The sequence below is a fragment of the Streptomyces sp. RP5T genome (assembly GCF_003933965.1).
Classification (GTDB): domain Bacteria; phylum Actinomycetota; class Actinomycetes; order Streptomycetales; family Streptomycetaceae; genus Streptomyces.
This window is the reverse complement of record NZ_RSAJ01000041.1, coordinates 1-15,388: the sequence shown is the minus strand read 5'-3', so window position 1 is coordinate 15,388 and position 15,388 is coordinate 1. Positions and strand designations below refer to the sequence as shown.

The window sequence follows — 15,388 nt, the reverse complement described above, 5'->3', positions numbered from 1 at the left end:
CCCTCCTCAACTCGACGGCGGCCAGGACGTCAGCGATTCCGTGTACGTGCTGGTCGCAGGCGTGCTACGTCCAGGGCGGGACTGTGATCTGCATGTTCGTCCTGCCGAGCTGCCACTTGCCGGAGGTGGGCTGGTGGAAGGCGGGGACGCGGTGCAGGAGCCGACCGAGTCCGTCCTTCTGCCGACGGTGGGGTTCTCGCACGCTGCGGGGGAGGGCCGCGAGGATGTCGGTGCGGGTCATCGGCACGGGTGCCTGGGCGAGCAGGCGGGCGACCAGGGAGAGTACGTCGTCTCCTGCCGTGCCGCGTTCGGCGTCCGTCCACGTGCGTACGTGCTGTTCGTGACGGTCGAAGGGTCCACTCAGGGCCATCAAGGCCTCGATGCCAAGGCGGGAGAGCGTGGTGCGGGCCTGCGGAAGCCGCGTGCGGTCGCGGTAGGCGTAGAGTCCGGCAGCGGCCGCCAGGGCGCCGGTGGCCAGCGGGTGGGCGCGCGCCAGGCGGGCCGTCGCGAGCAGGGAGCGGCCGGACAGCTCCACCGTGGTGGTTGTGCTCCGTACGGCCTTTTCGGTTGCGCCGATCTTGCCGAGCAGGGCCCGCAGGGCGCCCCAGTCTCGTGCGGCGACATCGTGGCGGATCAGGTCGGGGTCGGCGGCGAACAGCACCACGGGGGCGAGGACGCCGGCCAGCTGCAGGATGCCGACATCGCTGAGGTCCTCCTGAGCGAGTTTGTCGGCAGCCGGGGTCATGGGCAGTCCGTTGACGCAGACGACGTGCAGGAGAGGGATGTACTGGCGCCACCACAGTCGCTCCGCTGCGGCGAGGTCGAAGGTACGGCCCTCGTTCTTGAGGTCGCTGAGCACGCGCGGGACTTCCGCCCACACGTAGTGGGGGATGAAGCCGCGCAGCGTCCCGTAACGCATCCCGTCCAGGATTGAAGACGGCCGGCGACGCTTGAGCGTGGCCGTGATGTCCTGGGTGAGAACGGAGGTGTCGAACACTCCGATCCGGAAGCCGCCGCTGAGCGGGCGGTCGTAGACGCTGCTGTACATGACGGGAGCGTAGGCCCGCGCGCGGAGCGCGGTGCACGGATTTTCCGCAGTCCGCACCTCGCGCTTCCGCCTGCGGCGCTCGCCGAGTCCGGAGGCCGGCAAGTGGCCTGGCCACGCCACTGGTTCAGCCGAGTGCGGGCACTCCCGGACACCGGCTACGGGGGCGGTCCGCCGACCGGTAGGCTGCTGGCAGTGGCCGTCGCATCGGCCCAAGCCAGCGGCCTGGCCCATGACTGGGGCGCATGACGGCAGAGGTGCCCGCGGGTCCCGTCCAACGGGGTCCGGACTGTGCGCATCAGTGCGAGGCGACATCAACTCCCAACGGCCGTAAAGCTGTTGAAGCCTTCCGCATGCTGCTCTTCGTCGCGCGCATCGGGTCATGGGGCCGGGGCGCGGGAAGCGAGAGCCGTATGACCAAGAGCCATGGCCGCAAGAGCCGGGCGAGGCACACGAGCCGGACCCGAGGGGCGGCGTTCGCCTCCGCCAACGCCGGCACCCTCCATCAGCACAGCAGCGGCCCGTCGGCCGCGGACCTTCAGCCGGCCGACCCCAAGCGGTGGGGCATCGACACCGCGCCGGACATGCGGACCGCGTCGGCGCTGATCGGCGCGTGTATGGAACGGTGCGCACCGTGCCAGCAGTCGCTGGCGGACAAGCTCCTCGACGAGGACGCTGTCGTCCTCGCGGTGCTTGCCGGGTCCGTCTACACCCTGCACGCCGAGAGCGAGGCGGACGCGGGCGCCCAGGCATCCCGGGCCACGCAGGTCTTCTTCGGGCTCGTCAAGCAGGCCCGCGAATACCGGGATCCCGGGCATCTGCCTCCCGTGGTCGAGATGCTGCCCCGGGAGCACCGCGCGGAGCTCCTGGAGGACACGCTGGACCTGTGGACGTACTACGGGCACGTCGACGCCGCTCTGCTGCGCGAGCGGTACCCCAGCCCCACGGGCTTGTCGACGGTCACCGTGACTGTAGAGGGCAGCGATCCGCAGACAGGCCCGGGTGTGGTGGTCGACCTCTCCGCCCTCGCGCACCCAGCCGCGTACAGCGTGCGCACCGACATGACGCGGACAGGGTCCGGCCGGGTGCCGTCGGTGGCTCTGGTCCCAGAGTCTCCCGAGGCCGGCTACGACGACCTGCGTTGGCGCTGCGGCTGGGAGCCCTACATCTTCCAGGGGCTGCCCAGCGTGGATCCGGCCTGGGTGCTGAAGATCGACCGCACGAGCGGCGCGTTGCTGGGCGTCGTCCGCCTGCTGGACGCGACCCTGCTGCCCGAACGGCAGCCGTGGGAATGGCGCCAGAACGTGTACGACCGCATCCTGTGGCGCGCACCGGTGCCACCCCCGGTGTCGGCATCCGCCGAGTGGCTGGAGGCCGCGCGCCGCCGGGACACGGTCCTGTTGTACGGCCCGCTCGACGCGGGCGCAGTTACGCCTGCTGAGTGGGAGGCGGGCGCAGCCACGCCTCCCGACTGGGAGCGGCTGGTGTCCGTCCACGCCTACTGCCAGTTCACCGACCGCATGTGATCAGCCCCCTCCGAGGAGAACCGGATCAATGACCGAGAACATCGAACAGCACGCGGAGGGCGCGGCCCGCTCCCTCGTCGAACTCGTCCGCGCCCTTCAGGACCGCGGTATCGAGCACCCGGTGGAGGCGTACCGGGTGCATAGCTATCTCACCCGCTGCGCCGGCGAGTTGCGGACCGCCGTCGAGTTGATCGAGGCCTCCGTGCAGCACCTGCAGGACCGGGGTCGGCTGATGAGCGACTCCCGGGGCGAACCGTTTGATGACGTCCTGCAGCGCTTCACGGAGTCCTCCGCCGCGGCGAAGGACCTCGCGGGTGCGCTCCACGGCAGGCTGAACACGGCCTACTCCGCCATTGGGCACGTCGCGTACAAGGACGGGCCCAAGGAGCAGGAGTGACGACGGGAAGCTGAGTCCGCCGGTTCGGCGGGTGATCGTCTGCGGACGGTGCGGAGCGGAGGCCGGGGCCCGGCGGTCCCGGCCTTCCTGCTTTCCGCTACCGATCGGACGCGGACCTCCGACCCGTCAACCCACACAGCAGAGTCACCAATAGTGAGTGAAAATCATCCTGAAAAATAGTGGATATACCAAATAACGGGGTGAATTCTGCTATGATAATGGGTAGTTGAGTCCCGAGGAGGGCGAGTGAGTCAGTCGCCACAGGAAGAGGGCGCGATCAACGCGACCACGGCGCGGAACAAGTTGTACGCGCTGGTAAAGCTCGTCGAAGACGAGGGGCGCGCCACGGTGATCACCAAGCACAAGGTGCGTGCTCTGCTGGCGCCACTGGACCGGTTTCCGGCAGCCCGGAAGACCGATGCCTTCCCGGCTCACGTGCTGAGTACGGCGCAGAGGGACTTCGGCGACCTTGTCACGCTGGCGGCCAAGGGCCAGCCGCAGGTACTCCTGCGCAACACCACTCCGGTCGCGGTGCTGCTCCCCGCCGACCCCTCTCCTTATGCCCCCTCGTCCGACACGGCCGCGCACCCCGACGCGGCGACCGCAGGAGGTGCGGTGAACAGCCAAGGCAACCAGGACCGCGGCAGCATTCCCCGCAGGCTCGCCACGCTAGGCGACGCCATCGGTTCCGTCCTCACCGACGGGCCTTCCGGCGCCCCCACCTTCGGGCTGCCGGGCCTGGACGCTGCCACGGGCGGTCTGCAGCGGGGCGAGCTGACCCTCGTGGCCGCGCGTCCGAGTGTCGGCGGGAGCCTGCTGGGTCTGGCGGCCGCACGCAAGACGGCGCTTGTCGACCACCACATGGTCCTGTACGCGGCCTCGGGACCGAACCGGGACGACATCTTCCGCCGGATCATCGCCGCCGAAGCCAGCGGTGAATACGCGCGTCTCAAGCAGGGCCGCCTCACCGAGCATGAGCAGAGAGTCGCCCACCAGCTCGTCCAGGCCGGCGACCTCCTGATGATCGATGACGGCAGCAACCTGACGGCCGAAGACATCGCGGAGACCGCCCCGCACATGCAGGACCTGGCCCTCGTGGTCGTGGACCGTCTACAGGCCGCCCACAGCGCACGGCTGCCGCTGTCCGGAGACCGCCTCCCCGGCGCCTCCCAGGTCCTGGCCACTCTCGCGCGCACCCTACACGTGCCGGTGCTCGCCATCGTGGACAGTGACGAGCCCGCGCTCCTGGGGCTCCTGGACGCCGACGTCACGCTGACGCTCACGCCGACCGAGGACCCTGGCCGGGTCCAGGTGACGGTCGCGGAGCGCGACTTCGGCACGATCGGCTCCGCGTACCTGAGGCCCGACTTGAGCCACGCCCGCTTCCTCGACGCCGGAACCGCGCCCGCCGGCAGCCCGGCAAGCCCGGGGCCCGCGGCAACCGTCGGTGTCACAGCCGCACGCGAGCTGGCCGAAGCTGCCCTTCCCTACACGTCCGGCGGACAGCAGGGGATCCCCGCCGCCCTCACCCACGAGCTCGCCGCGTGGCGGACCGCGGTCGCGGGTGACCACGAGGCCCTGAAGGAGATCCTGCCGTCGCTTCTCCAGGCCGCCGCGACGGTCTCGCAATGGCCGGACACCCATGAGGGACACCGTCTCGCCGCCGCCCTGCGCCCCTACGGCATGCCCGAGTCCGCCGACACCACCCCAGCAGCCGGGCAGTCGCCTGCTACCGGTGCCGTTGGTACCGCTGGCCGGACCCCGGCGGACGACCGGCAGGCGACGGCCGACGTGGTCGAGGACGAGGAAGACGACGAGGACGAGGACGCTCTGACGCCGGAGGATGAGGAGGACGAGCCCGAGGGCCACGTCTTCCCCGCCCTGAAGATCCTCAAGGACTCCGTCGGCCGCTCGAAGATGCACCCGATCCGCGTCATTCGCAAAGAGGAGCGCGACCACAGCCCCTGGCCGCTGATCAGCGAGCACATGGACGGCGAGCCCCGCTGGGTCCACCCCGACGTCACCGCCACCCGCGTGCCCCACATCCGGGCGAACGGCAGGCGCGTGCGCCGCGACCAACTCGACGTACCCGACTCGTTCGGTGAAGGCGTGCTGTGCCTGATCGACCGCAACGGATCATTCCCCTCCGCCTGTTCGGCCGTCCCGCTCGCCCCGAACAAACTCCTGCACACCGGCCCCCTCGACGCCTACGACAAGGCCGGGGCCGGCATCTACCTCATCGACATCCCCGAGTGGACCCGCACCGACATGCCGCACCCCCTGGGGCGGATCGCCGACCGGCCCGACGAGGACGGCCGGGCGTGGGTCACCACCCCCCACATCAAGCAGCTGGTCAAGCTCGTGAGGGACAACCACCTCGACGCGATGCCGACCATCCACGACTCCTTCACCGGCAAAGCCAACGAGTCGCTGTTCAAACCGTTCTACGAGGCCACCCGCAAGGCCCGCAGCGAACTCGTCCAGATCGGCGGCGACCCCTACAAGGCCTACAAGACCCGCCTGTCCATCGCGCTGCGTCTGCTGTGGCCCAAACGCCCCTCCCAACGCTCCCCGTTCTGGCGGCCCGACTGGCGCATGAGCATGGTCGCAGAGGCCTCCGTCCGGCACTGGACCGTCGCGTTCAAAGCCGTCCAGGAAGGCCACACCCTCATCGCGCTGCGCAACGTCGACCAGGCCATCTTCTGGACCCCACCTGGCACCCCGCCCTCCACCTACCGGATCGGGACCGGCTTCGGCGAAGTCAAAGCGAAGTTCGTCCAGGCCGGCGAGACCATCCTCGAAGGTGACGACTGATGGCCGGACCCACCGGACGCGGCGCCACCCTCGGCGCTGCCCTGAACGACCTCCTGCGCTCCCAGGTCACCCCACGCCACCGCCTGTCGTCCTACAGCGCCAAGCACTGGCACGCCCAGCTCTCCCAGCTCACCGCGACCCACCGCGGACAGCAGGCCCTCGCGGACGCAGGCCTGAACGTCACGACCAAGACGCTCATCAACTGGCTGTCCGACGCCGAGTACAACATCCGCCGTACCTACCGCGACCTCATCCACACCGCCTACGAGAACGTCGCCATCGTCCCCGCCGAACCGCTCCCGGACCACATCACAGACGGCCAGTACGAGATCAGCGGCGTCGTCACGACCGGCGACGACGAACGCGAACGCGGCACCCGCGACGCCGCGCCCCTGCGCATCGATGCCGGCCGCGGCCACTGGGACGCGATCGAGGAACTCTGGCTCGCCGGCGAACTGACCGACGACGAGTTCGAGGACCACTTCATCGACGACGTCATCGTCGAGGACATCGGCGAAGGCACCGACGGCTGGCAGTTCACCGGCGGCTCCTACTCCGTCGAACTCCGGTAACAGCCCGCACCAGCCGGCGAACCGCACGCCGCAACAGAAGAACCCTCATGAGGTCCAGGGCCGCCTTCGCAACACCCGGGAACGGGGCGGCCCTTGGTCGTGTCAGGGTGCGGCGCCACGGGGGGCTCGCCGTCAGCTTGTCATTTAAGGTCGGGCGGGCGTCAGTTTGCGTATCAGCTCCACGGCTTCATTGAGAAGGTGCGTCTCGCTCTCGCTCATTGACGGGTCGGCTGCCCGTCTCTTCCTGGCTTCCGTAAGGCATCCGGAGTCGGTGTTCCCCAGAGCGATCGCGGGGCCGAGGTGTGTGAGCAGTGAGGTGAGTACTGCCCGGGCCAGTGCCGCCTGGGCCGTGTCGCCGACGGCGACCTGCGCCAGGATCAGGGCCGACATTCCCCAGTCCAGTCCGGGTGGCCCTTCCTCGGTGTTGCGCCAGTCGATCACCATCGGCCTTTCCGAGGTGAGCATCACGTTGTCCGGGTGCAGGTCGAGGTGGAGGATCCGGTGGGCGGCATCGGTGGAGACACGTGCGGGAACCGAGTGCAGGCGGTGCAGGAGCTTGGCGAGGCCGGCTCCTGCTTCCTCGGCCGTAATCATGCCCTCCAGCAGTGCCTGAAGCATGGACGGGCCGTGCAGTCGCTGCATCACCAGGTCGGTTCGCGGCGCGGTGCTGTGTCCGGCGCCTTCCGCGCCCTGGAGGCGAGGCACCGGATACCCGTGCTCCGCGAGGTAGGCCATCACTGCTGCTTCGGCGGTGACGTCGCCGACGTCGCGGTATCGGCGAAGGACCCAGTGATCATCGATGGCGAACACGTCCGCGCTGCGGCCGGAGCCGAGTAACTCACCTGACTGCATGCGGGAACCCTATCCGTCGGTGGGAACGCCTTTTTTCCCCGTGCGCCGTGGCTTGGTGCCCTTCTTGTGGTGGGCCGGGCGGGTGTATGCCTGGCCGGTCGCGAGGACGCGGCCCACGTCGTGCCGGGCGGCTGGACGGCGGCCTTAGAACCAAGTGGCCCTCCTGGTGCGGGTGTTGAGGGTTTCGGTGCACCGGCAGGGGTGCCGGTCTTCGTGCGCAGGTTCCTGAACCCCCGTCGCAGCGAGCCCGCCTCCGCGGACCAGGTCCCCGCCTTCCGCCCCGCACAGCGCACCCGCCTTGCCGACTGGCAGCAGGCCACCGCCCACTACAACACCGTCGGCGGCACCTTCGCCGACCAGGTCGCCGCCACCGCGCGGCGTATCCAGCACGTCACCCGCCACGAACCCGTGGCCCTGGACCTGTCCGAGCCGGCGGGCCCCGTCCACGGCGGGCAGGTCGTGGCCCCGGGCACCCGCTCACGCAGCACAAGGTCGATGCCCCGATGACACACCTCCTCCTCCCCGCTCCCGCGGCCGCCGCCTTGCCGCCCGGACCGCAGACGGTGGCGGCCGCGTTCGACACCTTCCCCACCGCGCGCTCCCAGGCCCCGGTCGTCGCCCGCCTGTACGCCGAAGCGATGGGCGAGCGCTACCCGCACGAGGTCGCCGCGGACAGCTCGGCGGACTGACCCCTGCTGGGGCTGCTCGTCACCCGCCTCCAGCTGGCACCCGGCCAGCTCCTGGTCGACGCGGGCTGCGGCACCGGCGGGGTCGGCCTGTGGCTGGCCCGCGCGCTGTCCGTCCACCTCGCGGGCCTCGACCTTTCGGCGGCCGCCGTCCAGCACGCGACCGCCCGGGCCACCACCTTCGTCCCCACCAAACGCGCCGCCTTCCGCGTCGCTGCGCTGGAGGCCACCGGCCTGCCCGACAGCTGCGCCCACGCGGTGGTGTGCGTGGACGCCCTCGGCTTCGCCACCGACCGCACGGCCGCACTGCGCGAGTTCGGCCGCGTCCTGGCGCCCGGCGGACGGCTCGCCCTCACCCAGGCCCTGCGCCGGGGCGCCGCCCCCGACTTCGAGGAACACGCCCGGGCCGCCGGGCTCGTCCTGGAACACGTCTCCGGCCTCACGGTCAGCTCCTACCTCGCCTTCGCGGGCTGACCTTGCTGCATGGGTCACGGCGCGCGGGCGAGTTCTACAGCGGATCGCCCTCCTCGGTGACGACCTCCCGGTAATCGTCGCCGCGAGCAGCCGAACCGCCCAACGCGACAGTGCCATCTGCACAGTTGAGCCATCATGGAGAACGGCGAACGCCCGTGGCCTGGTCACCGAAGGGCTGCGTACGAGCGAACAGAGGGCCATGCTCCCGGCCGCGAGGGACCACGCCGGACCCGCCGCGGACAGCATCTGGCGGGCACTGTGAGCCCGCAGCCGCAGGAAGCACACCGACCACGGAGCCGGGCTCGCAGCCCACGAAAGAGGAGGCCCGTCCCATGGCCGAGCCCGACCCGGACGCGGCATTCCACGCCGCCGAGATCCGCCGTCCGGACGATGTCCCAGTCGGCACACCGCTGACCTGGCTGGCCGAGAGGCGGACCGAGGCGTCTCTGCGGCTGATGAACACCAGCCTCCCCAACGACTACCCCGACCAAGTTGAGCGGGGCGCCGTCGCAGACGCTCTCACCGAGTTGGCGCTGGGCGAAGCGCTCAGCCGGAGGGTCAGCAACGAGCGCGGCAGCACGATCCGGCAGGCGCTGCTACTCGGGGCGACCTGGGACGCGGTGGCTGCCGCGCTGGACACCACTGTCGCGGCAGCGGCGCATGAGCTGAAAGTGTGGGCCGACGACCAGTACTGCCTGCACCGCCACCAGGTGGCGGAGAACCCGGACACCCGGGTCGGGCTGGACGGCGTGGAACACGCGGCGATGATGGGCGCGTACGCCCGCGGAAAGGAACTGGCCGCAGCCGACGCCCGCGACGGCCACCGGCATCGGGAGGCTGTCGCCGCCGTGCCGATGCTCGACACCGTGGGTGAGCTGCGCACCCTGCTGGAACACCTCCCCGACCAGATGCCGCTCACTTTGGACGACCACCCCCGTGCCCTGCCCGGCCCCGGTAACCGGGTGCACACCGTGCATCCCCGGCGGGTCGTAACAGTCCCGGAACCGGGCACCAAACCCCAGTGGCACGAGCCCCACCTGATGCTCACCCAGGTCTACATACCCGAGGGCGCCAGCGACGAAGAGCAGGCCGCCATCGCCACCCGCCACGACCTCCCACCCGCCCACGCTGAACTCGCCCGCGCCTCCTACCACCTTCAGCGCGGGGACCTGGAACATGGACTCGGCGACCTCGCCGCGATCCTGTCTGAAGCCGCCCACCTGATGAGCAATGTCGCGCCGGGCCACGTGAAGACCCGCTCGGAGCAGGTGAACGCACTACGCACCGAGGCGGAGCGGCTCACCCAGGCCGCCCTGCAGGTGCGCAAGCTCGCGGACGAGCTGGGGCCAGCGAAAGGAAACCGCCACTGACGCACGAAGCGGAAGCCGCGGAGATGACCAGGGGACGGAACACCACGGAACACCTGATGTGACAGAGTTCCGAACAGCCCTCGAGAGTCGCCGCGAGACGCAGCAAGTCACTACTGACGCCGTGCGTTCTCGATTATCAGCTGACGGCACATCAGTAGGTAGTGCGGGGAGACATGGATCCACGTCGGCGTGGCGATGAGGTCCGAGTGGTTACCCGACAGCGGTGGCGCGTGCTTCCGTTCAGCGTCCGGTGTGCGTGAATGCCGCCCAGGATGTGATCCCTTCGCTGTTGCGGTGGAGATGGCGACGCAGGTTGTGCGGCATAGCGCCTGGCGGTTCCCGGCGCCCGACCATGCACAGCTGTGCCGTGCGCAGGGCGTCGGCGGGTGCCAGGCCCTCCTCCCTGAGGAAGTGGTGGAACATGAACATGAGCACGGAGGTCGCCTCGTCCGGCACGCTCCACGTGGCGCCGACCACCGAGCGGACCCGGCCGGCCAGCAGGGTGGTGCTCAGGCTGAACGCCTCGTCGTAGCCGCGTCCGGACCGGCCAGTGCTGCATGCGGCCAGGACGGCGAGCGCGATGCCGCGGTCGGGGCCGGTGCCCAGGGTTCGCACCAGCCGCGCGGCGGCCAGGTGTTCGCCGCGGTCGAGCAGCAGATAGGAGCTGTCCCTTGGCGAAGTGGTCTGCTCGACGATGCTGTGGCAGGCCAGGTGCATCATGGTGCCGCCGTCGGGGTCGGCGAGCCAGCGCAGCACCTCGTCGCGGGTGCCTTGTCCGTCCTGGCTCGGCTCTCCGTCGGGCAGCCTGCCGACGTATCGCGCGTCCGGATAGAAGCGGTCCTTGATCGCCAGTGCTTCAAGGCGCGCGGTGGGCAGGTCCCTCGCTCTGTCGGCGGTGTCAGGGTCTGCGACTACCAGTCCCTTGGTGGTGAGGGGTATCGGGTCGTGCCAGGCCGACTCGCACAGCAGGCGGGCGGAGGGCGCGTAGGAGAAGACGACGCGTTCCATGGCGTAGCGCCACGTTCCGTTGGCCGACCTGGTGCGCGCGGCGTGCCAGGGCACGCGGGCCAGTTCCCGTACGGGAACCAGGACCAGTCGTGCAGGGCGGTCCGCGGGCAGGTCGAGGTGGCCCTCGAGGAGCGGTCCGACCGCGGACTCCCAGGCCCAGCCGCAGATCTCCTCGAGCACCTGCGGGGCCCTGTCCCGCGCGCCCAGCAGGGCACTGTCGCGGGTGCGTGCGTCTGCGCCCTGCATGCCCTGGGCCGCGTCGAAGAGGAAGGACTCGAACGCCGCCATGCCGGTGTGGTTGAGCTTGGGCAGCGGAAGCCAGTTCGGGGGTGCGTCGGCCGGGATCACCACGGCGGCGCCGTTGAGCTCGTTGCCCGGTACCAGGTAGACCAGCGCGTCCATGCCGAGGGCGCGCAGGGCTGCCCTCGTCTCGTGGGTCTGCGGCGGGTCGAGCAGCCGGGTGGTGCCCTCGCTCGCCAGCGTGTCGATGACCCGGCGCCGCAGCTCGCCCGGCACGTCGTCCGGCGTGTGACTCTGTTGTGCCTGGGCCCATTCCCGGGCCAGGTCCGCGTCGCCTCCGGCGGTGAGCCGTGCCTCCAGGTCCCGGGTCTCGGTCGTGGCGTAGAGGATCAGACCGCGGCCCGCGTCCAGGGCGGTCGCGGCGCCTTCCGGGTCGTGGTCCATCAGGCACAGCCGCGCCGTGTCCAGCGCGTCGTGCTCCGCGTCGCGGGCGGTGGCCTGCATGTCGTCGGGCGTCGACTGCAGCAGCACACTCCAGGCATGCCCGCGCAGTCCGCTCAGCGCGGTCGAGCGGCCCAGATCATTGCGGCCGGCGAGACGGTAGGCGTGGGCCAGCGGCATCGCGGTCGTGGTCCACAGCGCGTGCGTGCTGGACTCGGCCCTGCGCCAGGCCTGTTCGAGCAGTTCCGTGGCGGTCCTGAGGTGGCTCCTGTCACCGGTCATCTCGACCTTGCGCAGGTGCGCGACCCCGGCGAACATCAGGTAGTACGTGCGTTGCGGGTCGTGCTCGGAGGCGATCGACAGCGTGTCGGTAATGTGGCGCACCGCGCTGTCCACCGACTGAGGGGTGTCCGTGGCCAGTTCGGCGAGGGCGAGCTGGGAAAGCCTGAGGGCGCGTTCGTTGTCCGGGATTCCGGCCTGGTCGGCCATCTGACGGAAGGCGCGCAGCTGGTCCTCGCCCGCCGGGTTCACGAACTGCTTACGGTGCGCGGGCCCGCCCCCCGTGCCGTCGGACTGGAGCATCTGCAGGAACGGGGCGATCTGGTTCCACGCCTCGTCCACCGCCCTCCGCAGCGGATCGCCCACGGGCAGCCGGAGCGAGCCCGCGCGCAGCTCCTCCAGCCTCTCCATGGCGCCCGCGTGGTCCCCGCGCATGGCCCTGGCACTCGCCTCTTGCAGCAGGGCCATCATCGCCCCGCGGTCGAACATCGGGGACCGCGGGTCCAGGCCGTCCGCGAACGCGCGGGCGTCCTCGGCCAGTCGCCGGGCCGCCGACGGATCCATGCCGACCTGGACGACCAGATGCTGCAGACCCCGCCGTGCCGCGTCGACCATGGTGGCCTGGGGCTGCGTGTCGCCGACGATCCGCGTGTACCGCTCCAGCTCCTGCAGCGCGGCACGCGCACTGAACCCCGGCCGGTTCTCCTGCCAGGCCAGGAGCAGGTCCATGGCCCGCAGCGCGGCGGAGGTGGCGGGCCAGTCCGCGAGGGGGGACGGGTCCTTGTCGCCGATGTCGGCGAGCACCATCGCGCGGGGCATGCGCGCGGATCCCACGAGCTCACCCGACCTGATGAGCTCGGTCGCCAGCACGGCAGCCAATTTGGCCCGGCCGGGCCAGTCCGCCGGCAGGTCGTCGAAGTCGTCGAGGGCTTCGTCGATGTCTGCGGGATCCCGGTCTTTCGAGTAGCGACCGACCCGCATCCAGCAGCGTGCGAATCTCCACCGCGCGCTCTCAGTACCCACCGCAGGACCGGCTTGTGAAGGGTGCTCGACTACATCAGACCGTTGGGCTGCAGTAGACATAAGTGCCCTGGCGCCCTCAAGTCGTAGGCCATCGTTAAGGGTTTGGGCGATCTCATATTCCGCTACTGCGAGATTCTTCAACACGGAGAGCGAGCGCGGGTGATGAGTGCCCAGCATCGCGGTGAGTTTCTGTGCCGCGATGCTGATGACCTCGACTGTGCGCTCCATACGGTTGTGGTCCCCTGCAGCTTTGGCCGACTCGAAATCGGCCGACGCGAGAGTGACCAAGGCTGAAAGGGATTTGGGATGGTCACCGCCGAGGAGATTTACAAGGTGCCGAGCAAAGCCTGCGAGTTCCGACAAGCGCTGGTCTGCCTCGTCGTGCTGTTCGTTCTGACGGGCAACCTCGGTGAGGACCGTCGTGGCCAGCAGTTGGACGTCTAAACGCTCCTCAGTCTCGTTGACCGAAACACTTGCATAAAGGGCCCACTTTGCCCACTCGGTGGCGCCCGCACGGTCGTCGAAGCGTAGTTTCAGGACGGCCTGATTCGCTAGAGCTGCGGCCGACGCAGGCCCTATAAGGACTGAGGCGATCAGCAAGCTTGCGGCGGACGCGAGATGTCCCCGCTCGTCAAGCGTTACCCCAAGCTGGTTGCATGCGGCTTCATTCGCCAGCGCACGAGGAACTACCCACTGCTCTATGTGCTGCAGAAGTTTCCGTTTCGTGTTATGCAGGCCGAGTAGATCAAGCAGCGAGAGGAGGTAGGAACTGTCCTGACTTATCGATGCGTAGCCGTGCAGCTGTCGCTCCGCGCAGAGTGCATCGATCTTTGCGGTGACCTGCGAGCGCGCCACATCGTCTCCGCGTAGGGCCTGCTCGGCAGCGGTGATGGCAGCTTGCCACGCCTCGGTCATGCCGTAGTCCCGTCCCAATCGCCTTCCATCACGTGCTTGAGAGCGAGGTATCGCAGTTCGGAAACCCGTGCAGGATCCATTACCTTCTGATCGGACAACTGCTGAAAAGTCTGCAGTACTACATCGACCCGGTCCGCTGCAGCGCGAAGTGGTCGAACATCGGTCGATTCCTCCTGCTGGGTGTGTCCGGGACACAGCACATCCATGAGGTGGGCGACATCAAATTGATCAAACCTCTCCATCGCCTCCCGGATAGTGGCAGCGAATAGCACGTTGCTGTTTCGTCCTCCTGTCGATCGGTCGGGAATTTGCTCCAGTAGGATGCCGACGACAGTCGCTTCACGATTTCCGATGGCGGCCTCGACTGGGCCGCCCGAATAGCCGGAATAGTCACCGAGCAATTGATCGACCGTCAACTGCAGCGCCTCTATGTCGGCTCCGCCCTCGCAGAGGTAGCGCACAGCTCCATTGTCGATAATCCCGCTGAGTTCGACTTCGTTCGTCGCGGGCCGGTATGGGCCACGCCATGAGTCACCGCTGGAAGCAATTCCTGCTGGGGGAATCGGCTGGGCGACGCTGAACGGCGCAGAGATCTCAATCAGTGCCAGGTCGGCCTCCTTGGCCGGGCGGCAAACCTGTCCTGCCAGGCGCCTGCCGTCGGCCAGCACGATTTCTACATCCGGGTCTCCCGCGCGCATGCCTCGCAGGCAATGGAGCGCAGTGAGAACTAACCGCCGCGTGACGAGGAAGCCTCCCCCGAGACGCTGCTGTGCTTGCCACACGTCCACGCAGTAGCTGGTCATGACCCGCTCGGAGCCCGTTCAATCGTAAGTGTTACCTCGAACGAAGCCTCCGCAGAGGCTTTGGAAAGGATCACACCTGCCTCAGCCGCAAGGGTCAGCCCGAAGGCAACCTCCATGCAGGTGACCTGCCAGCCACTGTGCTCATCAAGCTGGGCCAGCGACCGCTGCGCGATCCCTGAGGCCTGCGCAATTGCCTCCTCAACCTCGGCCGCACGGTCACCCAGGGCGGAAGTAGACCGCGTTCGAGTGGCAATCTGACGGCTTCCTGTGGCATCGAGAGCAACGGTCTCGACTCTGACGACAGCCATATCGTGACTCCCCCGGCTTCTCCACGAGCGCCCTCTGGGAGCGTAGCCACCTGAGACGCACCGCGTACCCATTTCAGGACGTTGCCCAGGTATTAGGGTCCGTCTTCAAAGATCATCAGGTGGTGGATCATGGTTGGGTGATACGCCGCCATGAACTCACCGACCTGGAGTGGGAGTTACTTGCTCCGCTCATACCGTGGGGCATGTGGAGAAGTGGCAGCTGGGCCTGGACATGATCGACGAGAGCACCAGCGCCTGACGGTTACCGTCCTCACCGAGACGGGCCGCCATCGGCTCCACCGATTTACGCCGGCCGTCCAGCAGCAGCCCACGCACATACGCCTGCCCCCAACGCCGCTGATCCGCACGAAAGAAACCGTCGACCAACTCCGCCGCGAACGCCTCCAGGTCCTCCCGGACCCCGGCCATCTCCTCAGGTGTCACGCCATTCCAACGACGCTCGAAGAGCAGCGGACACGCATGCACAAATGAAGATGACCAAGCCCTACTAGTGCTCAATTCCGCATTCGGTGGGTATAGCTGCTGATAGCGGGGCGTTTGTAGGTACTCGGGGGCGGGTGCTGGGTCATGGTATTGAGGGCACGGCCGGGCCGTGACGAGGGCGAGCAAGCGGT

At 68.9% G+C, this 15,388-nt stretch carries 14 protein-coding genes and 2 pseudogenes; 9 read left to right on the top strand and 7 right to left on the bottom strand.

The features are described 5' to 3' along the window. Window positions 1-64 precede the first annotated feature (64 nt). Window positions 65-1,048: a PIN domain-containing protein gene (locus tag EHS43_RS07165; RefSeq protein ID WP_125189685.1), complete on the bottom strand. Its 984-nt coding sequence runs from the start codon at window positions 1,046-1,048 to the stop codon at window positions 65-67. A 350-nt stretch (window positions 1,049-1,398) separates the two neighbouring features. Between EHS43_RS07165 and EHS43_RS07160 the strand changes: the two genes are divergently transcribed. The 4 genes from EHS43_RS07160 to EHS43_RS07145 all read left to right on the top strand — a co-directional run bounded on the left by EHS43_RS07160 (window position 1,399) and on the right by EHS43_RS07145 (window position 6,354). After that, complete coding sequence (locus EHS43_RS07160) at window positions 1,399-2,571, top strand: hypothetical protein (RefSeq protein WP_125189684.1); 1,173 nt, start codon at window positions 1,399-1,401, stop codon at window positions 2,569-2,571. A 28-nt stretch (window positions 2,572-2,599) separates the two neighbouring features. Then, window positions 2,600-2,968: a hypothetical protein gene (locus tag EHS43_RS07155; protein WP_125189683.1), complete on the top strand. Its 369-nt coding sequence runs from the start codon at window positions 2,600-2,602 to the stop codon at window positions 2,966-2,968. 246 nt (window positions 2,969-3,214) lie between these two features. Next, on the top strand, window positions 3,215-5,782 hold the full coding sequence (locus EHS43_RS07150) for a DnaB-like helicase C-terminal domain-containing protein (RefSeq protein WP_260470425.1): 2,568 nt from the start codon (window positions 3,215-3,217) through the stop codon (window positions 5,780-5,782). Continuing rightward, window positions 5,782-6,354 (top strand): hypothetical protein, encoded by a 573-nt coding sequence (locus EHS43_RS07145; protein WP_125189682.1) that lies wholly within the window; start codon window positions 5,782-5,784, stop codon window positions 6,352-6,354. The genes EHS43_RS07150 and EHS43_RS07145 overlap by 1 nt, the downstream gene beginning before the upstream one ends. 144 nt (window positions 6,355-6,498) lie before the next feature. Here the strand turns inward: EHS43_RS07145 and EHS43_RS07140 are convergent, their stop codons facing one another. Next, window positions 6,499-7,206 (bottom strand): phosphotransferase, encoded by a 708-nt coding sequence (locus tag EHS43_RS07140; protein ID WP_125189681.1) that lies wholly within the window; start codon window positions 7,204-7,206, stop codon window positions 6,499-6,501. A gap of 9 nt (window positions 7,207-7,215) precedes the next feature. Next, window positions 7,216-7,445 (bottom strand): annotated as a pseudogene (locus EHS43_RS48745) (transposase); the annotation flags it as partial. Between EHS43_RS48745 and EHS43_RS46260 the strand changes: the two are divergent. From EHS43_RS46260 to EHS43_RS07125, 4 genes are all read left to right on the top strand, one after another. Next, on the top strand, window positions 7,420-7,713 hold the full coding sequence (locus EHS43_RS46260; protein WP_185806143.1) for a hypothetical protein: 294 nt from the start codon (window positions 7,420-7,422) through the stop codon (window positions 7,711-7,713). The pseudogene EHS43_RS48745 and the gene EHS43_RS46260 sit on opposite strands and share 26 nt — an antisense overlap. Then, entirely contained in the window at window positions 7,710-7,895 is a 186-nt protein-coding gene (locus EHS43_RS47495) for a hypothetical protein (RefSeq protein ID WP_260470424.1), read from the top strand. The genes EHS43_RS46260 and EHS43_RS47495 overlap by 4 nt, the downstream gene beginning before the upstream one ends. A 3-nt stretch (window positions 7,896-7,898) precedes the next feature. Next, entirely contained in the window at window positions 7,899-8,366 is a 468-nt protein-coding gene (locus EHS43_RS07130; protein WP_312023413.1) for a class I SAM-dependent methyltransferase, read from the top strand. Between the two features lie 332 nt (window positions 8,367-8,698). Continuing rightward, window positions 8,699-9,736, top strand: a complete 1,038-nt coding sequence (locus EHS43_RS07125; RefSeq protein ID WP_125189680.1) for a hypothetical protein — start codon at window positions 8,699-8,701, stop codon at window positions 9,734-9,736. A 240-nt stretch (window positions 9,737-9,976) separates the two neighbouring features. On the opposite strand, the gene EHS43_RS07120 is transcribed toward EHS43_RS07125, so the two are convergent. Then, on the bottom strand, window positions 9,977-12,685 hold the full coding sequence (locus EHS43_RS07120) for a CHAT domain-containing protein (RefSeq protein WP_125189679.1): 2,709 nt from the start codon (window positions 12,683-12,685) through the stop codon (window positions 9,977-9,979). A 348-nt stretch (window positions 12,686-13,033) separates the two neighbouring features. Here EHS43_RS07120 and EHS43_RS46255 point away from each other — a divergent pair, with 348 nt between their 5' ends. Further along, window positions 13,034-13,171: a hypothetical protein gene (locus EHS43_RS46255; protein ID WP_185806142.1), complete on the top strand. Its 138-nt coding sequence runs from the start codon at window positions 13,034-13,036 to the stop codon at window positions 13,169-13,171. A gap of 467 nt (window positions 13,172-13,638) precedes the next feature. On the opposite strand, the gene EHS43_RS07115 is transcribed toward EHS43_RS46255, so the two are convergent. The 3 genes and pseudogenes from EHS43_RS07115 to EHS43_RS07105 all read right to left on the bottom strand — a co-directional run. Next, window positions 13,639-14,445, bottom strand: coding sequence for a serine protease (locus EHS43_RS07115; RefSeq protein WP_125189678.1), 807 nt, complete (start codon window positions 14,443-14,445; stop codon window positions 13,639-13,641). Continuing rightward, window positions 14,442-14,753: a CU044_2847 family protein gene (locus EHS43_RS47040; RefSeq protein ID WP_125189677.1), complete on the bottom strand. Its 312-nt coding sequence runs from the start codon at window positions 14,751-14,753 to the stop codon at window positions 14,442-14,444. The genes EHS43_RS07115 and EHS43_RS47040 overlap by 4 nt, the downstream gene beginning before the upstream one ends. Before the next feature lie 249 nt (window positions 14,754-15,002). Further along, a pseudogene (locus tag EHS43_RS07105) lies at window positions 15,003-15,197 on the bottom strand (transposase); the annotation flags it as partial. Window positions 15,198-15,388 lie beyond the last annotated feature (191 nt).